At 71.6% G+C, this 23,485-nt stretch carries 17 protein-coding genes; 5 read left to right on the top strand and 12 right to left on the bottom strand.

What is annotated here, in order from left to right; all coding sequences use genetic code 11:
* The first annotated feature begins 145 nt into the window (after positions 1-145).
* Positions 146-286, top strand: a complete 141-nt coding sequence (locus tag ACZ58V_RS15260) for a hypothetical protein (protein WP_471290322.1) — start codon at positions 146-148, stop codon at positions 284-286.
* A gap of 12 nt (positions 287-298) precedes the next feature.
* On the opposite strand, the gene ACZ58V_RS15255 is transcribed toward ACZ58V_RS15260, so the two are convergent.
* The 9 genes from ACZ58V_RS15255 to hrcA form a co-directional block, all read right to left on the bottom strand.
* On the bottom strand, positions 299-1,291 hold the full coding sequence (locus ACZ58V_RS15255) for an adenosine deaminase (RefSeq protein ID WP_471290321.1): 993 nt from the start codon (positions 1,289-1,291) through the stop codon (positions 299-301).
* 20 nt (positions 1,292-1,311) lie between these two features.
* Complete coding sequence (locus ACZ58V_RS15250; protein ID WP_468189600.1) at positions 1,312-2,217, bottom strand: ribonuclease Z; 906 nt, start codon at positions 2,215-2,217, stop codon at positions 1,312-1,314.
* Positions 2,218-2,223: 6 nt separating this feature from the next.
* Positions 2,224-2,577, bottom strand: coding sequence for a histidine triad nucleotide-binding protein (locus ACZ58V_RS15245; RefSeq protein WP_468189602.1), 354 nt, complete (start codon positions 2,575-2,577; stop codon positions 2,224-2,226).
* A gap of 98 nt (positions 2,578-2,675) precedes the next feature.
* Positions 2,676-5,876, bottom strand: a complete 3,201-nt coding sequence (locus tag ACZ58V_RS15240) for a S41 family peptidase (protein WP_471290319.1) — start codon at positions 5,874-5,876, stop codon at positions 2,676-2,678.
* A gap of 45 nt (positions 5,877-5,921) precedes the next feature.
* Positions 5,922-6,449: a hypothetical protein gene (locus ACZ58V_RS15235; protein ID WP_468189606.1), complete on the bottom strand. Its 528-nt coding sequence runs from the start codon at positions 6,447-6,449 to the stop codon at positions 5,922-5,924.
* Between the two features lie 428 nt (positions 6,450-6,877).
* Positions 6,878-7,621 carry a 16S rRNA (uracil(1498)-N(3))-methyltransferase gene (locus ACZ58V_RS15230; RefSeq protein WP_471290318.1) on the bottom strand — a complete coding sequence of 248 codons (744 nt, stop codon included), beginning with the start codon at positions 7,619-7,621 and terminating at the stop codon, positions 6,878-6,880.
* Positions 7,618-8,694, bottom strand: a complete 1,077-nt coding sequence (locus tag ACZ58V_RS15225; protein ID WP_468189610.1) for a nitronate monooxygenase — start codon at positions 8,692-8,694, stop codon at positions 7,618-7,620. The genes ACZ58V_RS15230 and ACZ58V_RS15225 overlap by 4 nt, the downstream gene beginning before the upstream one ends.
* Positions 8,695-8,895: 201 nt before the next feature.
* Positions 8,896-10,032 (bottom strand): molecular chaperone DnaJ, encoded by a 1,137-nt coding sequence (gene dnaJ, locus ACZ58V_RS15220; RefSeq protein ID WP_432960140.1) that lies wholly within the window; start codon positions 10,030-10,032, stop codon positions 8,896-8,898.
* Positions 10,032-11,048, bottom strand: a complete 1,017-nt coding sequence (gene hrcA, locus ACZ58V_RS15215) for a heat-inducible transcriptional repressor HrcA (protein ID WP_189723489.1) — start codon at positions 11,046-11,048, stop codon at positions 10,032-10,034. Before hrcA ends, dnaJ begins: the two co-directional genes overlap by 1 nt.
* Before the next feature lie 171 nt (positions 11,049-11,219).
* Between hrcA and ACZ58V_RS15210 the strand changes: the two genes are divergently transcribed.
* Both ACZ58V_RS15210 and ACZ58V_RS15205 read left to right on the top strand, forming a co-directional pair.
* Entirely contained in the window at positions 11,220-11,951 is a 732-nt protein-coding gene (locus ACZ58V_RS15210; protein ID WP_471290317.1) for an MBL fold metallo-hydrolase, read from the top strand.
* 31 nt (positions 11,952-11,982) lie between these two features.
* Positions 11,983-12,786 carry a DUF3097 domain-containing protein gene (locus ACZ58V_RS15205; protein ID WP_471290316.1) on the top strand — a complete coding sequence of 268 codons (804 nt, stop codon included), beginning with the start codon at positions 11,983-11,985 and terminating at the stop codon, positions 12,784-12,786.
* 202 nt (positions 12,787-12,988) lie between these two features.
* Here the strand turns inward: ACZ58V_RS15205 and hemW are convergent, their stop codons facing one another.
* Both hemW and ACZ58V_RS15195 read right to left on the bottom strand, forming a co-directional pair.
* Positions 12,989-14,221: a radical SAM family heme chaperone HemW gene (gene hemW / locus ACZ58V_RS15200; RefSeq protein WP_471290315.1), complete on the bottom strand. Its 1,233-nt coding sequence runs from the start codon at positions 14,219-14,221 to the stop codon at positions 12,989-12,991.
* A gap of 40 nt (positions 14,222-14,261) precedes the next feature.
* On the bottom strand, positions 14,262-16,667 hold the full coding sequence (locus tag ACZ58V_RS15195; protein WP_471290314.1) for a SpoIIE family protein phosphatase: 2,406 nt from the start codon (positions 16,665-16,667) through the stop codon (positions 14,262-14,264).
* Positions 16,668-16,859: 192 nt separating this feature from the next.
* On the opposite strand from ACZ58V_RS15195, the gene ACZ58V_RS15190 reads away from it, so the two are divergent.
* Positions 16,860-20,888 carry a HAMP domain-containing protein gene (locus tag ACZ58V_RS15190; protein ID WP_468189621.1) on the top strand — a complete coding sequence of 1,343 codons (4,029 nt, stop codon included), beginning with the start codon at positions 16,860-16,862 and terminating at the stop codon, positions 20,886-20,888.
* Positions 20,885-21,340 (top strand): response regulator, encoded by a 456-nt coding sequence (locus ACZ58V_RS15185; protein ID WP_471290312.1) that lies wholly within the window; start codon positions 20,885-20,887, stop codon positions 21,338-21,340. The genes ACZ58V_RS15190 and ACZ58V_RS15185 overlap by 4 nt, the downstream gene beginning before the upstream one ends.
* A 65-nt stretch (positions 21,341-21,405) precedes the next feature.
* Here the strand turns inward: ACZ58V_RS15185 and ACZ58V_RS15180 are convergent, their stop codons facing one another.
* Complete coding sequence (locus ACZ58V_RS15180; protein ID WP_468189625.1) at positions 21,406-23,289, bottom strand: AMP-dependent synthetase/ligase; 1,884 nt, start codon at positions 23,287-23,289, stop codon at positions 21,406-21,408.
* Positions 23,290-23,485: the final 196 nt, after the last annotated feature.

The following is a 23,485-nucleotide window of genomic DNA, read 5'->3' as shown; positions in this document are numbered from 1 at the left end:
GTGGGTCGTGGTCCCTCCCACCCACGTTGGTTGCGGGATTGGCGTCCCGTTGGAGTGGTTTTTCCTTGTTGTTGTCTGGGGTTTTGGTGTCTCCCCCCCCCCCCCCCCCTCCCCCCCCCCCCGGTACACGAACCAGCCCGTCGCCGTGAGGGCCGCCGCCAGCGCGGTCATCGTCAGGACGGTGACGCCGGTGGAGGCGAGGCTGCCGGAGGACCCGGTGGCCGAAGCCCCGGTGCCGCCACTGGTACCGCCCGTCGTGCTGGTGGACCGCATCCACGGGAAGTGAAGCGGGCGGGCCTTACGGGAAGGCGTAGGCCTCCACCTCGGCGAGATACCGCGCCCGCAGCTCCTCGTCGTCCTCCAGGAAGGAGGCGAGGAAGGAGTTGCGGGCGAGTTGCCGCAGCCGCTCCTCGCTCAGTCCGAGGGTGGCGCGCACCGCGTCGAAATTCTCGCCGGCGTACCCGCCGAAGTAGGCCGGGTCGTCCGAGTTCACCGTGCACATGAGCCCGGCGTCCAGCATGGCGGGCAGGGGGTGGTCGGCGAGGGTGTCGACGGTCCGCAGCCGTACGTTCGACAGCGGGCACAGCGTCAGCGGCACCCGGTCCCGCACCAGCCGCTCCACCAGCGCCGGGTCCTCCACACAGCGCAGGCCGTGGTCGACCCGCTCCACGCCGAGGATGTCCAGCGCCTCGGTGATGTACTCCGGCGGCCCCTCCTCACCGGCGTGCGCGACCCGCCGCAGCCCGAGCGCGGCGGCGGCCTCGTAGACCTCGCGGAACTTCACCGGCGGATGCCCGACCTCGGCCGAGTCGAGGCCGACGCCGGTGATCCGGTCCAGGTAGGGCTTGGCCGCGTCCAGGGTCGCCAGGGCCGACTCGGCGGACTCGTCACGCAGGAAGCACAGGATCAGCCGGGTCGAGACACCGTGGTTGGCCTCGCTGCTGCCCAGCGCCCGCCACAGCCCCTCGACGACCGTGCCGATCTCCAGCCCCCGGCCGGTGTGGGCCTGCGGGTCGAAGAAGATCTCCGCGTGCCGCACCCCCTGGGCGGCGGCGCGGGCGAGGTAGGCGTTGGCCAGGTCCTCGAAGTCACGCTCGGTGCGCAGGACGGCCATGAGCTCGTAGTACAGGTTCAGGAAGGACTGCAGGTCCTCGAACCGGTACGCCTCGCGCAGCTCGTCCGTGTCGGCGTACGGCAGCGTGACGCCGTTGCGCGCGGCAAGCTCGAAGGCGAGTTCCGGTTCCAGGGTGCCTTCGATGTGAAGGTGCAGTTCGGCTTTGGGGAGGGACATCAATTCATCGTACGGCCGATTCACCGACGCTTCGGAACCGGCACTCTCAGTAGATCGTGCGCCACGGTCAGCTCACCCTCGTACCCGGCGGCCCGCGCCTGCCGCTCGAACTCGTCCGGGTCCGTGTACCGCTGACTGAAGTGGGTCAGCACCAGATGCCGCACACCGCCGTCCCGGGCCACCCGCGCGGCCTGCCCGGCCGTCAGATGCCCGTGCTCCACGGCGAGTTGCTCATCGTCGTCGAGGAAGGTCGACTCGATGACGAGCATGTCGCAGCCCTCGGCGAGCGCGTACACCCCGTCGCACAGCCGGGTGTCCATGACGAACGCGAACCGCTGCCCGCGCCGCACCTCGCTCACGTCGTCGAGCGCGACCCCGCCGAGCGAGCCCTCGCGCTGGATCCGGCCGACGTCCGGGCCCTTGATGCCGTGCGCGGCGAGCCGCTCGGGCAGCATGCGGCGGCCGTCGGGCTCGACGATCCGGTAGCCGTAGGACTCCACGGGGTGCGACAGCTTCCGGGCGTCCAGCGTGTAGTTGCCCGTACGGGCGAGGGGCCCGTCGGCGGAGACGGGCGACTGGGTGATGTCGACGGTCTCGCGGTAGGCGGTGGCGTACCGGAGACGGTCGAAGAAGCGCTGCCCGGAGCGGGGGTAGTGGGCCGTGATCGCGTGCGGCACCTTGTCGAGGTTGATGCGCTGGATGACGCCGGCGAGGCCGAGGGAGTGGTCGCCGTGGAAGTGCGTGACGCAGATCCGGTTCAGGTCGTGCGCGGCGACCCCGGCCCGCAGCATCTGGCGCTGCGTGCCCTCGCCGGGGTCGAACAGGATGCCCTCGCCGTCCCAGCGCAGCAGGTAGCCGTTGTGGTTGCGGTGCCGGGTCGGCACCTGGCTGGCGGTGCCGAGGACCACGAGTTCACGTACGGACAAGGCGGACTACCCGGGGGGCCAGTCGAGGCCGCGGCCGCCGAGTACGTGGCCGTGCACGTGCCAGACGGTCTGGCCGGCGCCGCTGCCGGTGTTGAAGACGAGGCGGTGGCTGTCGAGCTTCTCCTCGTCGGCGACGGCCTGGGCCTCGCGGATCACGTCCGCGGTGAGGCCGGGGTCGGCGGCGGCGAGGGCGGCGGCGTTCTCGTAGTGCGCCTTGGGGACGATCAGGACGTGGGTGGGGGCCTGGGGGTTGATGTCGCGGAACGCGACGGTGGTGTCTGTCTGGCGGACGATGGTCGCCGGGATGGTGCCGGCGACGATCTTGCAGAACAGGCAGTCTTCCTGGGGCTCCCCTGCCATGGTCCCTCCGGGGGTTGGCGGAATGTGGTCCTACTCGGGCATCGTATCGTCGTCGTGTGCGGGTGCGTCGTGGCTGGTCACGCAGTTCCCCGCGCCCCTTAAGTCGGCAGGCCTGGGGGCGTTTTCGCGGGTACTGCCTCCAGCGCTTCCAGTGCCAGTCGGATTGCTTCGTCCAGCTGGGCGTCCCTGCCCGCCACGTAATCCTGGGGACGCTGCACGACTTCCACGTCCGGATCCACCCCGTGATTCTCGACGCCCCACTCGTAGCCCTCCAGCCAGAAGGCGTACTTGGGTTGGGTCACGAGGGTGCCGTCCACGAGCCGGTACCGGCTGTCGATGCCGATGACGCCGCCCCAGGTGCGGGTGCCGACGACGGGACCCAGCCCCAGGGCCTTGATGGCCGCGTTGACGATGTCGCCGTCGGAGCCGGAGAACTCGTTGGCTACGGCCACGACGGGGCCGCGGGGGGCGTCCTCGGGGTAGCTGTAGGGGCGCATGCCACGAGGCACGGCCCAGCCGACGATGCGCCGGGCGAGCTTCTCGATGACGAGCTGGGAGGTGTGGCCGCCGCGGTTCTCGCGGACGTCGACGACCAGGCCCTCGCGGGCGACCTCGACGCGCAGGTCGCGGTGGATCTGGGCCCAGCCGGGCGCCTGCATGTCCGGGACGTGCAGGTAGCCGAGGCGGCCGCCGGACTTCTCGTGGACGTAGGCACGCCGGTCGGCGACCCAGGCGTGGTAGCGCAGCGGCTCCTCGTCCGCGACCGGGACGACGACGGCGTGCCTCGGGTCGCCGCCGCCGGACGGGGAGATGGTCAGCTCCACCGGCTTGCCCGCCGTGCCGATCAGCAGCGGGCCGGGCCCGGCGACCGGGTCGACCGGCTGTCCGGCGATGGCGAGGATCCCGTCCCCGGGGCGTACGGCGACACCGGGCGCGGCCAGCGGGCTGCGGGCGTCCGGGTCGGAGGTCTCCGAGGGCAGGATGCGGTCGACCCGCCAACTGCCGTCCTCGTGACGGGAGATGTCCGCGCCGAGCAGGCCCTGGCGGGCGCCGCGGCCGTAGCCGCCGCGCGGGGTGACGTAGGCGTGCGAGGTGCCGAGTTCGCCCTGCACCTCCCACAGCAGGTCGACCAGGTCGTCGTGGGTGGCGAGCCGGTCCACGACCGGGCGGTAGCGGTCGAGGACGCCGGACCAGTCGACGCCGCTCATGTCCGGCCGCCAGAAGTGGTCCCGCATGATGCGGCCGTTCTCGTCGAACATCTGCCGCCACTCGGCGGCCGGGTCGATGAACTGGCGTACGCGGCCGAGGTCGACGGTGATGTTGGAGTCGCTGTCGTCGTCGTTCGAGGCGCGCCGGTCGCTGGGGACGACCTTCAGCCGTCCGTCGGTCCACAGCAGCACGCGCTTGCCGTCGCCGCTGACCTCGAAGTGGTCGGCGTCGATGGCGAGATGCTCGACGCGCTGCTGGGCGAGGTCGTACCGCTCCAGCTCGGACTTGGGCTCCGGGTCGTCCGGGGTGGCCCGGGACGCGCCGAGCACACCGGCGACCGGGTGGCGCAGCCACAGGACGCCGTCTTTCGCTGCCCGCAGATTGGAGTAGCGGGCGGCCTCGACCGGAAAAGGCACGATGCGGTCGGCGAGACCTTCGAGGTCGATGCGGGTGGTGGGGGTGCCCTCGCTGTCGGGGGTCTCCTCCCGGTCGGGCGTCTCGAAGGACCGGCCGTGCCGCTGCGGCCCGAACGGGGAGGGTGTGGTCGCCGCGAGGGTGATGAGATGCGGCCTCGCACCCTCCACGAAGGCCAGGTCGAAGACGTGCTCGTCGTAGACCGGGTCGAAGGAGCGGGTCGACAGGAACGCGAGGTGCTTGCCGTCCACCGTGAACGCCGGCGCGTAGTCCTGGAAGCGCAGCGGGGTCGCCTCGGTGACCGACAGGTCGGTGGTGTTGGCGAGCTTCAGCTGGGACAGGGGCCGCGGTCCGGGGTGGGACCAGGCCAGCCAGGCGGAGTCGGGCGAGAAGACGACGCCCGACACATCACCGTCCTCGCTCCGGTCCACCTCCCGCACCTCGCCCGTCTCCCGCTCGACGAGCAGCAGCCGCCCGTCGTGGGAGGCCACGGCAGCGCGGCTGCCGTCGGGCGCCATGGCGAGGTCCAGCACCCGGCCGAGCTGCCCGGCGGCGAGCCGGCGCGGCGTCGCTCCCGGGGCGAGCCCGGTGGCGGGCGCGAACTCCAGGGCGTCGTCGCCCTCGGCGTCCGTCACCCACACCACCCACTCCTCGCCGTCGGCGCGGAAGGCACGCGGCTGCCGGGCCCGCACGCCGGGCGTCGCGGCGAGGGCGCGGGCGGGGCCGGCGCGGTGGGTGACCCAGTGGACGGAGCCGCGTACGGAGACGGCACTGCCGCGCGCGGTGTGGTCCGGGGACGCCGACCCGAACGACCGGGCGGCGTGCAGCGGAAACGGCTGGAGATCGACGCGCTGCCCGCCCAGCCGCACGTCCAGCCGACGCGGCTCGGCCCCGTCCAGATCATCGAGCACCCACAGCTCACCGGCGCTGGAGTAGACGACCCGAGTGCCGTCGGTCGCGGCGTGCCGGGCGTAGAACCCGTCGAGCGGCGTGTGCCGCCGCAGGTCGGACCCGTCGGCGAGGGAGGAGTAGAGCGCCCCGGTGCCCTCGTGATCGGACAGGAACGCGATGCGCTCACCGACCCACAGCGGATACTCGACGTTCCCGTCCAGCTCCTCATGCAGCCGTACGAACTCCCCGTCCCCTTCCCGGTCGATCCACAACTTGCCCGCGCCACCGCCCCGGTACCGCTTCCACCAGGCGGCCTCGCGCCCCATCGGCGCGGACAGCAGGACCACACTCGGCCCATAGGCGATGTCACCGACGGGCCCGTACGGCAGGGTGGTGGCCGGACCGCCGTCGAGCGGGACGGCACGCGCCCAGCTGCGGCGCAGGCTCGCCTGCCCCTGGGTGCTGATCGCCAGGACCTCGCCGTCCGGGGTCCAGCCGCGCACCTGGGTCTTCGAACTGCCCCAGTACGTCAGCCGCTTGGCGGGTCCGCCGTCGGCCGGGGCGATGTGCACCTCGGGAGCGCCGTCGCGGGTGGAGGTCCAGGCGACGGTGGTGCCGTCGGGCGAGATGCGGGGCTGGGTCACCGGCACGTTGTCGGCGCTGACCCGCCAGGCCCGGCCGCCGTCGAGAGGGGCGAGCCACACGTCGTCCTCGGCGGTGAAGGCGACCAGGTCACCGTGCACGTGGGGGAACCGGAGGTAAGCAGGCGATGCGGACTGAGTCACCCGATCACCCTATGCAGGGACGACGCCGCGCGGACAGACTTCGGATCACTTGCCCTCGACGGGCCGGCAGTCCGGATACCGCTCGCACCAGATGGTCTGTGTGACGGTCACGGTGACGGTGGGCCCGGGCTGCCCGTTCGTGGGCCCGCCTCCCACCGGCGACGGAGTGGCGTCGCAGTCGCCGAGCCCGTCGACCTCGAACCACACCTTGCCGTCGACCTTGGCGGTGATCTTCCCGCGCACGCATTCGCCGTCCACGGCGTGGGTGACCCTGCCGGTGACGGTGATGTCCTTCCCGTCCTCGGTCTCCCCCTCGCAGTCGACGGTCGCGACGGTCCTCTCCCGCGCCGAGGGCGACGCGTTCCCGCCCTTGCCGGAGTCCCCGTACGAGGCGGTACACGTCAGCCAACGCACGCCCGCCTTCTGCCGGTTGAGCTCCTTGGTGACGGTTTCATCAGTGGTGTACGCGACAGCAGCCGAGCTGATCCCGCCCCCGGGTTCACAGGCGACGGCACCGCCCACGCCGACCACAGCACACACGGCCACGGCCGCGACCCTTTGCAATGCCCCCATGAAGGGCAGCCTCCCACCGAAGCGCCCGGCACGGTAGAGCGCAACTGGCCACCAAGGCGATGGCGCCGCTGCCGGGTGGGGTCCGCAACCCGGCGGCACGGGGTACCTCCCCCACCGCCCACCCGTGCCGCCCAGGGGGCACCTCCCAGGCCCTTAAGGCACTGGGGGAGGCACGATTGCCCGCAGCTGGGGCTGATGGCGGGAGCCACGACACGCCCGCACCCGCCGGCCCACGGAAGGGGACGTGTCGGGGGGTGTCCGCCCGCAGCGGTTGGCGCGTCGACGAACAGCGAGTCGGCGTCCAACCCCATCGCGCCGTTCCGAGGACGGACACCCCCCGGCGCGGCCCCGACCCACCACCGGCGAGATGGCGCTACGCGCAGCCCACCCCACCCGCACAGGCGCCGCAGGCATCCCGCACCGGAGACTCAGGACCACCGACCGGTCCGAGCCAGAAGCACAGCAGTCGCCGCAGTCCCGGCGGTCGACGTGCGCAGCACACTGCGCCCCAGCCGGTACGCCTTCGCCCCGGCCTCCTCGAACTGCGCCAACTCCTCAGGCGCCACGCCCCCTTCGGGCCCCACGACCAGCACGATCTCACCGGAGGACGGCAGTTCGGCGGTCGCCAGCGGCTCGTCCCCGCTCTCGTGGAGCACGGCGGCGAAGTCGGCCCCCGACAGCAGCGAAGCGACCTGCTTGGTCGAGGCCGCCTCCGCGACCTCAGGAAACCGCACCCGGCGCGACTGCTTCCCGGCCTCCCGGGCCGTCGCCCGCCACTTGCCCAGCGCCTTCAGCCCGCGCTCGCCCTTCCACTGCGTGATGCAACGCGCAGCCGCCCACGGCACGATCGCGTCGACACCGACCTCGGTCATCGTCTCGACGGCCAGCTCCCCGCGGTCGCCCTTGGGCAGCGCCTGGACGACGGTGACCCGGGGCGGCTCCACCGGCTCCTCGGTCACCGAGTCCAGCCGGACGATCAGCCGGTCCTTGCCCTCGGTGTCGAGCACGACGCAGTCCGCCCAGCGGCCGGCCCCGTCCGTGAGGACGATGTCCTCGCCGGGCCGCAGCCGCTTCACGGAGACGGCATGCCGCCCTTCCGGACCATCGAGGACGTACCGGCCACCACCACCGGCCGCGTCGAGGTGCTCGACCACGAACACCGGCGCGGTCATCGGACGCCGCCCCCGCCCGACAACACCGCGCGTGCCGTGGCGAGTTCACCGGCCAGCACCTCCACCAGCTGCCCGGCGGGCAGCTCCCGCGCCATCCGGTGGCCCTGCCCGGCCCAGAGTGCCATGCCCTGCGCGTCCCCCGCCTTGGCGGCGGCCTTGCGCAGCGGCGAGGTCAGGTGGTGGATCTCGGGGTAGGCGGGCGGCGCGTACGGGCCGTGCTCGCGCAGGAAACGGTTGACGAGCCCGCGCGCCGGCCGCCCGGAGAAGGCCCGGGTCAACTCGGTACGCACGAACAGGGGGTTGGTCAGCGCCTGCTTGTGCAGGGCGTTCGCGCCGGACTCGTGCGTGGCGAGGAAGGCGGTGCCGAGCTGGGCCGCGCTCGCGCCGGCCGCGAGCACCGCGGCGATCTGGCCGCCGCGCATGATGCCGCCGGCGGCGACGATCGGGATGTTCACGGATTCCCGGATCTGGGCGACCAGCGACAGCAGCCCGATGCCGGAACCGTCCAGCTCGGGGATGTCCCGGTGCGTGCCCTGGTGGCCGCCGGCCTCGACGCCCTGCGCGATGACCCCGTCCGCACCCGCCCGCTCGACGGCCCGGGCCTCGTCGGGGGTGGTCGCGGCGGCCAGGACGAAGGTGCCGACGCGATGCAGGGCGTCGATGACCTCACGGCTCGGCACGCCGAAGTGGAACGACACCACCGGCACGGGGTTGTCGCGCAGCACCGCGAGCTTGGTCTCGTAGCCGTCGTCGCGACCGCTGTCGGGGTCGCCGAGCTCGGCCTCGTACCAGGTGGCCTCACCGGCCAGCTGGTGGGCGTAGACGTCGACGGCGGCGGGGTCGGCGTACTCGGGCTGCGGCATGAAGACGTTCACGCCGAAGGGCCTGCTCGTGAGGCTCCGGAGCTGCTTGATCTCCTGGTACACCCCGTCGGCGGTTTTGTACCCGGCGGCGAGGAATCCGAGCCCGCCCGCCTCGCACACGGCGGCGGCGAGCTGCGGTACGGAGACGCCACCCGCCATGGGGGCCTGCACGATCGGGTGCGGGAAGAGATCGGTCAGCGCGGAGGACATGACCGCATGTTGTCACGTCCTCCGAACAACTCCGAAACCGGCCTGCCGTGTGGCATAGACCAGAGGAAAAGGCGCCCAGAGAGCCGGTCAGCGCCCGTTGAACGCGTCCTTCAACCGCGAGAGCAACCCCTGCTGCCCCGGCTGACTGCGCCTGCCGGGGGGCCGGCCCCCGGACCCCCGGCAGCGGCCGGACCGCCGGCGTCAGCGCCCGTTGAAGGCGTCCTTCAACCGCGAGAACAACCCTTGCTGCCCCGGCTGGAACTGCCCCGTGGGCCGCTCCTCGCCCCGCAGCTTGGCCAGCTCGCGCAGCAGTCGCTCCTGCTCGGGGTCGAGCTTCGTCGGGGTCTGGACCTCGACGTGGACGATGAGGTCGCCGCGTCCGCCGCCCCGCAGGTGCGTGATGCCCCGGCCGTGCAGCGGGATCGACTGGCCGGACTGGGTGCCCGGGCGGATGTCGACCTCCTCCATGCCGTCCAGCGTCTCCAGCGGCACCTTCGTACCGAGGCACGCGGCCGTCATGGGGATCGTCACCGTGCAGTGCAGGTCGTCGCCGCGCCGCTGGAAGGTGGAGTGCGGGAGTTCGTGGATCTCGACGTAGAGGTCACCGGCGGGACCGCCGCCGGGCCCGACCTCGCCCTCGCCGGCGAGCTGGATGCGCGTGCCGTTGTCGACACCGGCGGGGATCTTCACGGTCAGGGTCCGCCGGGAGCGGACGCGGCCGTCACCGGCGCACTCCGGGCACGGCGTCGGCACCACGGTCCCGAAGCCCTGGCACTGCGGGCAGGGCCGGGACGTCATGACCTGGCCGAGGAACGACCGGGTGACCTGCGACACCTCACCGCGACCGCGGCACATGTCACACGTCTGCGCACTCGTCCCCGGCGCGGCACCCTCGCCGCTGCAGGTGTTGCAGACGATGGCCGTGTCGACCTGGATGTCCTTCGTCGTACCGAAGGCGGCCTCGTCGAGCTCGATCTCGATACGGATCATCGCGTCCTGGCCGCGGCGGGTGCGCGAGCGCGGACCGCGCTGCGACGCCGTGCCGAAGAACGCGTCCATGATGTCGGAGAAGTTCCCGAAGCCACCGGCTCCGAAGCCGCCCGCACCGCCGCCGGCGGCCTGCGAGAGCGGGTCGCCGCCGAGGTCGTAGACCTGCTTCTTCTGCGGGTCCGACAACACCTCGTAGGCGGCGTTGATCTCCTTGAACCGCTCCTGGGTCTTCGGATCGGGGTTGACGTCCGGATGCAGCTCGCGTGCGAGCCGCCGGAAGGCCTTCTTGATCTCTTCCTGCGACGCGTCGCGGCGCACGCCGAGTACGGCGTAGTAGTCCGTGGCCACTACGACTCCGCCAGGATCTGTCCGACGTACCGTGCCACTGCGCGTACCGCTCCCATCGTTCCCGGGTAGTCCATGCGGGTCGGTCCGACCACGCCGAGCTTGGCGACTGCCTCGCCGCCCGAACCGTAGCCGACCGACACGACGGACGTGGAGTTGAGTCCTTCGTGGGCGTTCTCATGACCGATACGTACGGTCACGCCCGGATCCTTCGCCTCGCCGAGCAGCTTGAGGAGCACGACCTGCTCCTCCAGCGCCTCCAGCACCGGCCGGATCACCAGGGGAAAGTCATGCCCGAAGCGGGTGAGATTGGCGGTGCCGCCGATCATCAGCCGCTCCTCGTTCTCCTCGACGAGCGTCTCCAGAAGCGTGGAGAGCACCATGGAAACCGTACCCCGGTCCTCGTGCTCGAACGCCTCCGCCAGATCCTCCACCAAACTCGGCACATCCGCGAAACGGCGGTTCGCGACACGGCTGTTGAGCCGTGCGCGCAGATCCGCGAGCGAGGCCTCGCCGAAGGGCGCCGGGCAGTCGACCACCCGCTGCTCGACCCGCCCGGTGTCCGTGATCAGCACGAGCATCAGACGCGCGGGCGCGAGGGAGAGCAACTCCACATGCCGCACGGTCGACCGGGTCAGCGACGGGTACTGCACGACGGCCACCTGGCGCGTGAGCTGCGCCAGCAGCCGAACCGTACGCGCCACGACGTCGTCGAGGTCGACGGCACCCTCGAGGAAGTTCTGGATCGCGCGCCGCTCGGGCGCGGTCATCGGCTTGACGCCGGCCAGCTTGTCCACGAACAGCCGGTAGCCCTTGTCGGTGGGGATGCGCCCGGCACTGGTGTGCGGCTGGGCGATGTATCCCTCGTCCTCGAGGGCCGCCATGTCGTTGCGGACGGTGGCCGGGGAGACGCCGAGGCTGTGCCGCTCGGTGAGGGCCTTGGAGCCGACGGGCTCCTCGGTGCCGACGTAGTCCTGGACGATGGCGCGCAGCACCTGAAGCCTGCGTTCACTGAGCATCGCGCGCACCTCCAGAAGTCGTCCGCCTGCTGCCTGCCTGTCGTGGCCTGGCACTCTGCGCGTGCGAGTGCCAGCATTCCCCGGCCCAGTGTACGGCGGTGGGGTGCACCCCCGGCAAGGCTGGTCGTGCGCTGTCGTGCCCGCGACGGGTGTCACCGCTAGCGTCGCCGTATGACGGTGACTTGGGAAGAGCTCGGGTGGGAGCGGGTGGCCGCCGGGGTCGGGCGGTGCCGGCTTCCGGTGTGGGACTGCACGGCGGGACTGGTCGCCGGTGAGGGCGCGGTACTCATGATCGACGCGGGGTCGAGCCCGGCCGAGGGCGCGCGGTTGCGCACGCAGGCGCAGTCGCTCACCGGTCACCGTGTGACGCATCTCGCTCTGACCCATCCCCACTTCGACCACGTCTTCGGCGCGGCGGCGTTCCCGGAGGCGGAGGTGTTCGGCGCCGTGGGCGTGGACGCGGTCCTCACGCGCGTGCGGGACCGCGAGGAGCTGCGCGCGGACGCGGTACGCAACGGCCTGGCGGCGCCCGTCGCGCAGGAGTCGGCGGAGCGGCTGGTCCCGCCCCGCCATCTGGTCTCCGGAGAGTGGACGCTCGACCTGGGCGGCGGCCGCCAGGTGCTGCTGGCGAACGTGGGCCCGGGGCACACCGGGCACGACCTGGCCGTGCTGGTGCCGGGTGATCCGGAGGTGGTGTTCTGCGGCGACCTGGTCGAGGAGTCCGGCGAGCCCCAGACGGGCCCCGACGCGGTGCCCTCGCACTGGCCGGCCGCCCTCGACCGGCTACTCGACCTGGGCGGTGAGGACGCGCTGTACGTGCCCGGTCACGGAGCGGTGGTGCACGCGGCGTTCGTCCGGGCCCAGCGGGACGCGCTGGCGGCGCGTTTCGGCGTGTCGCGGTGATCGCCGTACGCCTTCTCCTATCGTCATTCGAATGCGCCAGTACTCTCCGGACCTGACCCCGCCGTGGAAGAAGCCGAAGCCGGTGCCCGAGGTTCCGGCGGAGCCGGGCCTGGTGGTCGAGGAGCCCGGGAGCGGCTTCTGCGGCGCGGTGATCCGCTGTGAGGCGGGCACGGTGACGCTGGAGGACCGCTTCGGCAAGCACCGCGTGTTCCCGATGGAGCCGCGCGGTTTCCTGCTGGAGGGCAGGGTGGTGACGCTGGTCCGCCCGTCGTCCGGCCCCGCCCGCCCCACGCACACCGCCTCCGGTTCGGTGGCCGTCCCCGGCGCACGCGCGCGTGTGGCCCGCGCCGGCCGCATCTACGTCGAGGGCCGGCACGACGCCGAGCTGGTCGAGAAGGTGTGGGGCGACGACCTGCGCATCGAGGGCGTGGTCGTGGAGTACCTGGAGGGCGTCGACGACCTGCCCTCGATCGTCTCCGACTTCGCCCCCGGCCCGGACGCCCGCCTCGGCGTCCTGGTGGACCACCTGGTCCCGGGCAGCAAGGAGTGGCGCATCGCCGAGTCGGTGACGAGCGAGCACGCCCTGGTGGTGGGCCACCCGTACATCGACATCTGGGAGGCGGTGAAACCGTCGTCCCTCGGCATCCAGGCATGGCCCCGGGTACCACGCGGCCAGGACTGGAAGACGGGCGTGTGCCGGGCCCTGGGCTGGCCGCCCAACACTGGCGCGGCCTGGCAGCGGATCCTGTCGGGAGTGCGGTCGTACAGGGACCTGGAGCCGGAGCTGCTGGGCAGGGTGGAAGAACTGATCGACTTCGTAACGGCACCGGCGTAGCCGCTGAGCTGCGGGCCGCCGAATCCCGCTGAGCTGCGGGCATGCGTGCCTCCCCCGGTGCCTCAAGGGCCTGGGAGGTGCCCCCAGGGCGGCACGGGTGGGCGATGGGGGTACCCCCGCTCGAGCGAAGCCGAGAGTGGGGGAGGCGCCCCGCTACGCCGGGCTGCGAAACCCCCCGCCCCCAGCACCGTCGCCGAGCACCTCAGTCCACGAGATCCCGAACGACCCCATCCGCCAGCAACCGCCCCCTCAGCGTCAGCACAGCCCGCCCCTGCTCGTACGGCCCGGCCTCCAGAAGCCCGTCCGACACCGCCCTGCGCGAGGCAGCAAGCCCCTCCTCCCGCAGCAACGCCAACGGCACCCCCTCCCGCAACCGCAGCTCGAGCAGAATCCGCTCGACCCGCCGGTCCTCATCGCTCAGCACCTCACGCCCGGCCCCCGGCGACCGCCCCACCGCCAGCGCCCCCGCATAAGCCCCGGGATGCTTCACGTTCCACCACCGCACCCCGCCCACATGGCTGTGCGCCCCCGGCCCGGCCCCCCACCAGTCGGCCCCCCGCCAGTACAGCTCGTTGTGCAGACACCGCCCCGCCTCCGAGGTCGCCCAGTTGGACACCTCGTACCACTCGAAGCCCGCCGAGGACAGCGCCTCCTCGGCGATGAGATAGCGGTCGGCGTGCACATCGTCGTCCGTCATGGGGACCTCGCCCCGGCGGATACGACGGGCGAGCTGCGTGCCCTCCTCGACGATCAGCGCGTACGCGCTGACATGGTCCGGCCCCGCACCCAGCGCGGCGCTCAGCGTGGCCCGCCAGTCGTCGTCGCTCTCCCCCGGCGTGCCGTAGATCAGGTCGAGGTTGACGTGCTCGAAGCCCGCCGCCCGCGCCTCCGCCACGCACGCCTCGGGCCGCCCGGGCGTATGCGTACGGTCCAGCACCTTCAGCACATGCTGCCGCGCGCTCTGCATGCCGAACGAGATCCGGTTGAAGCCGCCCTCCCGCAGCGCGGCCAGATACGCCGGATCCACCGACTCCGGGTTCGCCTCCGTCGTGACCTCGGCGTCCGGCGCCAGCCCGAACTCGTCACGGATCGCGCCCAGCATCCGTACGAGATCACCGGCGGCCAGCAGCGTGGGCGTCCCCCCGCCCACGAACACCGTGCGAACGGGCCGCGGATCATCGCCCAGCACCTTGCGCGCCAGGCGGACCTCCTCGACCAGCGTCTCGGCGTAGTTGTCGCGGGAGGCCAGCACACCGCCCGTGCCGCGCAGCTCGGTCGCCGTGTAGGTGTTGAAGTCGCAGTAGCCGCAGCGGGTCGCGCAGTACGGGACGTGCAGATAGAACCCGAGCGGACGGTCGGCGGCCCCGGCGAGCGCGGACGCGGGCAGCGCGCCGTCGTCGGGGACGGGCTCGCCGTCGGGAAGTACGGAAGGCATGCCTTCCATTGTCCAGCACCGGCGCGGCCGCTCCGCCTGCTCACTCCGCCTGGAGCACCAGCAGCGCGAGATCGTCGGCCGGGGGCCGCGCCCCGAACTCGTGCACCAGCCGTTTGATCCGCTCTGCTATCAGCTCGGCGTCCAGCCCCGCGCACCCGGCCAGCGCCGCCGCGAGCCCGTCCTCGTCGTCGAACTGGCGGGAGCCGGAGCGGCGCTCGGTCACGCCGTCGGTGACGCACAGCAGCGTGTCGCCGGGCCGCAGCTCGAAGGTGTCGCTGGTGTACGTGGCGTCCTCGACGACGCCCAGGAGGGTCTGCGGCTGCGCTGTCGCGTGGACCTCGCCGCCCGCCCCGAGCAGCAGGGGCAGCGGGTGCCCGGCGGAGGCGACGGTGCAGCGGACACCGCCGTCGAAGGGGACCAGTTCGCCGTAGAGCAGGGACAGGAAGCGTGTCTGGGGGCCGTCGCCGGGCGGGGTCGGCCGGGCGCCCGCGGCCACCAGCGCCCGGGCCGCCGCGTCGGACGCCTCCGTGGCGTCGTCGAGCAGGAGCTGGTTGAGGCGGTCGAGGACGTCGGCGACCCGGTAGCCCTCGCGGGCCAGCAGCCGCAGCCAGGGCCGGGCCAGGCCGATCACGACGGCCGCCTCGGGCCCCTTGCCCTGGACGTCGCCCACGGCGAAGCACCAGCGGCCGTCTCCGGCCGGGAACAGGTCGTAGAAGTCGCCGCTGGGCCCGCCCTTGTCGTACGGCTCGTAGACGAGCGCGCTGCGCACCCCGGGGATCTCGGCGACGGCGCCGGGCAGGAGTCCGCGCTGGAGTACGGCGCTGATGGTGGCCTGGCGGGCGTACTGGCGGGCGGCGCCGATGGCGAGGGCGACGCGGCGGCTGAGGTCCTCCACGAGGCCGGTGATCTCGTCGGGGAAGCCGGCGGCCCCGGACCGGCCGATGACCAGGGTGCCCAGCGGGCGTCCCCCGGCGACCAGCCGGTACGCGAGTGCCGACCCCGGCTCGCCCGGCGCGTCACCGAGCGCCTCGCCCGGCCAGGGGTAGTCGACGGGCCAGGACCCGGGCGGGTCGGACGGGTGCGGCGGGTCCTTCTCCAGGGCCCGGCGCAGTTCCTCGATGCGGTTCTCGCTGCCGTGCCAGACCCGGGCCAGGCGCGCCCCGCCCGCTCCGGCCCCGCCGCTCCAGCCCCCGCCGGTGGCCTCGTCCTCCAGCCACACCGCGCACCAGTCGGCCAGCCGCGGCACGATCAGCTGCCCGGCGAGAGCGGCGACCAGATCCTCGTCGAGCTGCCCGGCGAGCAGGTCGGAGGCCTCCGCGAGGAAGGAGAGGGCCCCGCGGCCCAGCCAGGCCCCGTCGCGTCCGTCACCGCCGCCCTCGTGACGGTCCCGCCAGTCCCGTACGTCGTTCCAGTCACGCGAGTCCCGTAGGACGCGGGGGTCATGCGGGTCATGCCGGTCCCGTGGGGCGCGGGGGTCATGCGGGTCCCGTGGGGCGCGGGGGCCCTGTGAGCCCTGCCGGTCCCGTAAACCGCGAGAGTCCTGTGGATCCTGCGGGTCCCGTAGGCCACGAGAGTGCTGAGCGTCCCGCGAGTCCTGCGCGTCCCGCGAGCCCCGCCCGTCACGCCGCCCCCGTCCGGCCTCCCTCGACTCCCCCGCGTCCGCCGCACCCGGCGGACCTTCGGCCTCCCAGCCCTGGCGCGGCTCCGGCGCCAGGATCTCCGCCACCCGCAGCCCGCGCGCCAGCGCCTGCTCCTCGGCGTACGCCTCGATCTGCTCGCCCGCCGCGCACCCCCCGGCGGGCAACCGCGCCCACACGGTCTTCCGGCCCGTGCGGTACGTGATGCCCCAGGCCTCGGAGAGCGCGCCGACGAGCCGCAGGCCGCGCCCGTACTCGGGCATGTCGTGCGGTGTCTCCGGTTCGCCGCCGCGCGGGGCGCGTGAGGGGTGGTGGTCGCAGACCTCGACGACGAGCGCGACCGTCTCCTTGTCGTCGCCGCCGTCATCGCCCTCGCCGCCGTCGGCGCCTTCCAGCCGGCACTCCAGCTCGACATCGGTGCCGGCGTGCACGACGGCGTTGGTGACCAGTTCGCTGACGACGAGCGTGGCGTCGTCGGCGAGGCGGTCGGTGAGGTGCTCGGTGCCGGGCAGGCCGAGCCGGGTCCACTCGGCGAGCGCCGAGCGCACAAGGGCGCGTGCGGTGCCCGGCGCGAGCGAGCTGCCGGACAGGGTCGCGTGCGCCCGCGCGCACTCCCGTGCGGGCGCCTGGGATATGGGTGCGGGCGCCGCGCAGGCCGGGGCGCACACGTCAGGCGTGAGCGTCTCGGCAGTCGGTGCGGGCTCCTCGGAGACGAGCGCGTCCTCAACGGACGCAGGCGTCTCCGAAGCGTGTGCAGGCGCCTGCGAGGCACGGGAGGCAGTCTCCCGTTGCGTCGGAATGGCCCCCATGGACGGCTCCCCGGGCAGTTCGTACGAATACGCCACAGTCGATGCCGACAGAGTGACAGACTGACCCCGCCCATAAGCGCCGAGTTACCGAAGTGGGCCGCCATGAGTGAGAACAGTGCTACTCCTGTGGTCGAAGACCGGTACGAAGACGGTCAGATTCGTACATCCGATCTGCGTCCACTGCTTGCCGCGATGACCGCCGCACGCGACGGCGACTTCACCAAGGTGCCGGAATCCGGCCACGGGATGGTGGCCGAACTCACCGCGGTCTTCAACCAGATCATGGACCGCAGCATCCACTTCACCACCGAGACACGGCGTGTGAGACGGGAACTGGTGCGGCACGGCCGGTTGGACGAGCGCCTCTCGGCCAGCCCGGGCCAGGGCCTGTGGACATCCCGCGTCAACGACGTGAACCAGTTGCTCGACGCCCTGGTCGCCCCGGCGGCGAACGCCACGCGCGTACTGGACGCGGTGGCCGGAGGCGATCTGACCCAGCGGGTCGATCTGCACGACGGGACCCGGCAGTTACGCGGCGACCTGCGTCGTCTCGGCCGGGCCGTGAACACGATGGTGGACCAGCTGTCCCTGTTCACGGGCGAGGTGACACGGGTCGCGCGCGAGGTCGGAACCGAGGGCCGGCTCGGCGGCCGGGCCAATGTGCGAGGCCTGTCGGGCAGTTGGCGGGACGTCACCGAGGCCGTCAACACCATGGCGTCCCGGCTGACGGCCCAGGTGCGGGACATCGCGGCCGTGACGACGGCGGTGGCCCGGGGCGACCTGACCCGCACGGTCACGGTGGAGGCGACCGGCGAGCTGCTGGAGCTGAAGCTGACCGTGAACACGATGGTCGACCAGCTCTCCGCCTTCGCCGACGAGGTCACCCGCGTGGCCCGCGAGGTCGGCACCGAGGGCCAGTTGGGCGGCCGGGCTCAGGTGCGGGGCGTCTCCGGGGTCTGGAAGGACCTCACCGACAACGTCAACTTCATGGCGTCGAACCTGACCTCGCAGGTCCGCAACATCGCCCAGGTGACCACCGCCGTGGCCAACGGCGATCTGTCCCAGAAGATCACGGTCGCCGCGCAGGGCGAGATCCTGGAGCTCAAGTCGACCATCAACACGATGGTGGACCAGCTCTCCGCCTTCGCCGACGAGGTGACCAGGGTCGCCCGCGAGGTCGGCACGGAAGGCAACCTCGGCGGCCGGGCTCAGGTCCGGGGCGTCTCCGGCGTCTGGAAGGACCTCACCGACAACGTCAACTTCATGGCGGACAACCTCACCTCCCAGGTGCGGAACATCGCCCTCGTCTCCACCGCCGTCGCCCAGGGCGACCTCGGCAAGAAGATCACGGTGGAGGCCAAGGGCGAGATCCTGGAGCTCAAGTCCACGATCAACACGATGGTGGACCAGCTCTCCGCCTTCGCCGACGAGGTGACCAGGGTCGCCCGCGAGGTCGGCACGGAAGGCAACCTCGGCGGTCAGGCCCAGGTCCGGGGCGTCTCCGGCGTCTGGAAGGACCTCACCGACAACGTCAACTTCATGGCGCTGAACCTGACCTCCCAGGTCCGCAACATCGCCCAGGTCACCACCGCCGTCGCCAACGGCGACCTGTCGAAGAAGATCACGGTCGACGCCCGCGGCGAGATCCTGGAGCTGAAGGACACCGTCAACACGATGGTGGAGCAGCTGCGCGCCTTCGCCGACGAGGTGACCCGCGTGGCCCGCGAGGTCGGCACCGACGGCCGGCTCGGCGGCCGTGCCCAGGTGCTGGGCGTCTCCGGGGTGTGGCGGGACCTGACGGACAACGTCAACTACATGGCCGACAACCTCACCTCCCAGGTGCGCAACATCGCCCAGGTGGCGACGGCCGTGGCCCAGGGCGACCTGTCCCGGAAGATCGACGTGGACGCGCGCGGCGAGATCCTGGAGCTGAAGACCACGATCAACACGATGGTCGACACCCTGTCCTCCTTCGCCTCCGAGGTCACCCGCGTGGCCCGCGAGGTCGGCAGCGAGGGTCAACTGGGCGGCCAGGCCCGGGTCGAGGGCGTCTACGGCACCTGGAAGCGCCTGACGACGAACGTCAACGAGCTCGCGCTCAACCTCACCACCCAGGTCCGCGCGATCGCCGAGGTCGCCTCCGCGGTGGCCCAGGGCGACATGTCCCGCTCGATCACGGTCGAGACGCGCGGCGAGGTCGCCGAGCTGAAGGACAACATCAACCTGATGGTGGCCAACCTCCGCGAGACGACCCGCGCGAAGGACTGGCTGGAGTCCAATCTGGCCCGCCTCGCCGCCCTGATGCAGGGCCACCGCGACCTGATGGAGGTCGCCGACCTGATACTCCGCGAGCTGACCCCGCTGGTGAACGCCCAGTACGGCGCGTTCTACCTGGCCGACCCGGACGAGGACGGCGCGGCCCTGCGCACCACCGTGCCGATCAAGGGCCTGGCCTTCATCGCCGGCTACGGCGCCGCCCAGGACGCGACCGTCGAGACCGGCGGCCTGCCCGTGCACGGCCTGGTCGCGCAGGCGGCCCGGGAGAAGAAGCGGATCCTGGTGGAGGGTGCCCCGCCCGACTACATCAAGATCAACAGTGGCCTGGGCGAGGCGGCCCCCACCACGATCGTCATCATCCCGATCCTCTTCGAGGACAAGCTCCTCGGTGTCATCGAGCTCGCCTCGTTCTCCCGCTTCTCCGATGTGCACCTGGCGTTCTTCGACCAGTTCGTCAACACCATCGGCGTCGCCATCAACACGATCATCGCCAACTCCCGCACGGAGTCCCTGCTCGGCGAGTCCCAGCGCCTCGCCATGCAGCTCCAGGAACGCTCGGACGAACTCCAGAAGCAGCAGGGCGAACTGCAGCGCTCCAACGCCGCACTGGAGGAGAAGGCCGCCCTGCTTGCCACGTCCTCCCAGTACAAGTCGGAGTTCCTGGCGAACATGTCGCACGAGCTGCGCACCCCGCTGAACTCCCTGCTGATCCTGGCCCGGCTGCTCTCCGACAATCCGGACGGCCGCCTCTCCGACCAGGAGGTGCAGTTCGCGACGACGATCCACCGCTCGGGCTCGGACCTGCTCCAGCTGATCAACGACATCCTCGACCTGTCGAAGATCGAGGCGGGCCGGATGGACGTACGCCCCAAGCGGCTCCCGCTGATCAAGCTGCTCGACTACGTCCACGCCACGTTCCGCCCCCTCACGATCGACCGGGGGCTCGCCTTCGAGGTGGCGGTCGGCGAGGACGTACCGCGCGAGATGTACTCGGACGAACAGCGGCTCCAGCAGATCCTGCGCAATCTCCTGTCCAACGCGATCAAGTTCACCGCGTCGGGCAAGGTCGAGCTGCGGGTGGACCGTGTGCAGGACACCGAGCACCGCTCCGTACGGGACACCGACGACGTGATCGCGTTCTCGGTGTCCGACACGGGCATCGGTATCGCACCGGAGAAACTCCCGGTGATCTTCGAGGCATTCCAGCAGGCCGACGGCACCACCAACCGCAAGTACGGCGGCACCGGCCTCGGCCTGTCGATCAGCCGGGAGATCGCGGGCCTGCTCGGCGGCCGGATCATCGCCGAGAGCGAGCCCGGCAAGGGCTCCAGGTTCACCCTGTACGTCCCGGTTGTCAGCCCCGGCCACACGGCGCCGGTTCCCGTCCCGGAGGAGCTCACGGCGCTGCCCCTGCCCCTCCAGCCGACGGTGGGGCCGTACCCGGCCGCGCACGACACGGACGACGCCTGGCCGGCGCCGACGAAGCTGGAGGCGTGGACGTCCGGCAGGCCGGGCCGGATCCTGGCCGGGCGCCGGGTGCTGATCGTCGACGACGACATCCGCAACGTGTTCGCCCTCACCCATGTCCTGGGCCGGGTCGGCATGACCGTGCTGTACGCGGAGAACGGCCGCGAGGGCATCGAGACCCTGGAGCGCAGCGCGGACGTCGAACTGGTCCTGATGGACATCATGATGCCGGAGATGGACGGCTACGAGACCATCTCCGCCATCCGCCGCGCACCCCGCTGGACGGGCCTGCCGATCGTGGCGCTGACCGCCAAGGCGATGCCGGGCGACCGGGAGAAGTCCATCGCCCGCGGCGCCAACGACTACGTGCCCAAGCCGGTGGACATCGACCGGCTGCTGACGGTCGTGTGCGAACTGCTGGACCCGGAGAACGCAGAGGACGCGGAGGACCCGGCGGAGGAGACCCGACCGTCATGAGTACCGACCGCGCCGGAATCCTCCTCGTCGACGACATGGAGGACAACCTGACCGCCCTGGAGGCCGTCCTCGCCTCCCTCAACGAACCGCTGGTACGGGCCCGTTCGGGCGAGGAGGCGATGAAGGCCCTGCTGCGGCAGCCGATCGCCCTGGTCCTGCTCGACATCCGCATGCCCGGCATGGACGGCTTCGAGACAGCCGCCCACATCAAACGCCTCGACCAGACCCGCGACGTCCCGATCATCTTCCTGACAGGGGCCGACGACGACTCGGGCTACGCCTTCAGAGGCTATGCGACAGGCGCGGCGGACTACCTGACCAAGCCCTTCGACCCGTGGGTCCTGAGGGCGAAGGTCAGCGTCTTCCTGGACCTCTACCGCAAGGGCAGAGAGGTGGAACGCCTGCGAAAGGAGATCCAGGACCTCAAACGCCGAGTGGGTTCGGGTACTTAGGGGCGCGGGGAACTGCGCGAGCAACCGCGACCAGCCCGCAGCCGCCCGCGCTCCTTCACCACTCCCTACGCCTCGCGAGACCCCTCGTACATCTCCTCGATCAGATGCTTGTACTCCCGCTCCACAACCGGCCGCTTCAACTTGAGACTCGGCGTGATCTCACCATGCTCCACATCGAGATCCCGCGGCAGCAGCCGGAACTTCTTGATGGTCTGCCACCTCTGAAGCCCCTCGTTGAGCTGCTTCACATACCCGTCGACCATCGCCACCGTCGCGGGCGCGGCCACGATCTCGGCGTACGACTTCCCCCCGAGCCCGTTCTCCTTCGCCCACTCGACGATGGCCGGCTCGTCGAGAGCGATCAGCGCCGTGCAGAAGTTCCGGTCGGCCCCGTGCACCAGGATGTTGGACACGTACGGGCACACCGCCTTGAACTGTCCCTCGACCTCCGCCGGCGCGATGTACTTGCCGCCCGAGGTCTTGATGAGGTCCTTCTTGCGGTCGGTGATCCGCAGGTACCCGTCGGCCGACAGCTCCCCGATGTCCCCGGTGTGGAACCAGCCGTCCGACTCCAGCACCTCGGCGGTCTTCTCGGGCAGCCCGTGGTAGCCCTCCATGATGCCGGGGCCGCGCAGCAGGATCTCCCCGTCGTCCGCGATCCGCACCTCCGTACCGGGCAGCGGCTTGCCGACCGTACCGGTGCGGTAGGCCTCGCCCGGGTTCACGAACGAAGCCGCCGAGGACTCGGTCAGGCCGTAGCCCTCGAGGATGTGGATGCCGGCGCCGGAGAAGAAGTACCCGATCTCCGGCGCGAGGGCGGCCGACCCGGAGACACAGGCCCGCAGGTTGCCGCCGAAGGCCTCACGGATCTTGGCGAACACCAGCGCGTCGGCGACCTTGTGCTTGGCGCCGAGGCCGAAGGGCACGGACAGCGTGCCGGTGCGCCGGAAGTTGTCCTGGGAGACCTTGGCGTACTCGCGGGCGACCTCGGCCGCCCACTGGAAGATCTTGTACTTGGCCCCGCCGCCCGCACGGGCCTTGGCGGCGACGCCGTTGTAGACCTTCTCGAAGATGCGCGGCACGGCAGCCATGTACGTGGGCTGCACGATCGGCAGATTCTCGATGATCTTGTCGACGCGGCCGTCCACGGCGGTGACGTGCCCGACCTCGATCTGGCCGGAGGTGAGCACCTTGCCGAAGACATGCGCGAGGGGCAGCCACAGGTACTGCACGTCCTCGCCGCTGACCAGGCCGGTCGCGGCGATCGCCTTCGCCATGTACGACCAGTTGTCGTGCGGGAGGCGCACGCCCTTGGGGCGGCCGGTGGTGCCGGAGGTGTAGATGAGGGTGGCGAGCTGGTCCTTGGTGATCGCGCCGACCCGCTCCTTGATCAGGTCCGGGTCCTTCTCCAGACGGGCCGCGCCGCGCTTCTCCAGCTCGTCGAGGGTGAGGATCCAGTCGGCGCTCTCCTCGTTCGCCAGACCCGCCGGGTCGACGACCACGACATGGGTCAGCTCGGGCAGCTCGGCGCGCTTCTCCTTCGCCTTGGCCAGCTGGTCGACGTTCTCCGCGATGAGCACCCGGCTCTCGGAGTCCGACAGGATGTAGGCGGACTCCTCGGCGTTGGTCTGCGGGTACACCGTGGTGGTCGCGGCGCCGGCGCACATGATGCCGAGGTCGGCGAGGATCCACTCAATCCGGGTGCTGGAGGCGAGCGCGACGCGCTGCTCGGCCCGCACGCCCAGCTCGATGAGTCCCGCCGCGATGGCGTAGACCCGCTCGGCGGCCTGCGCCCAGCTCAGCGACTTCCACTCGTCCGGCCCCTGACCGGAGGACGAGGGGACCGGATACCGGTAGGCCTCGGCGTCCGGCGTGGCCGCCACGCGCTCCAGGAACAGGCCCGCCACCGACGGCGGACGGTTCTCGATCAGGGTCTGTGTGTCGCTCACGACATCCTCCGGGGCCCGCGTCAGGCGGCTGGCTCAGGTGCGGCTGGTTTTACTCGCGAGCCGTTGTTTAACTCGCGAGTAACTATCGAGCAGGGATCAGAGTAAAGGCCGACCGGTCCCCGCGTAAGGGCCCGCGGCCTGTCTCTTCGTACAGACAGCTACCCCACGTGCGCACAGGGGCCCGCCGTGCTCTCGC

It is taken from the genome of Streptomyces sp. NPDC040589 (assembly GCF_055594445.1).
This window is presented reverse-complemented; position numbering and strand designations above follow the sequence as displayed.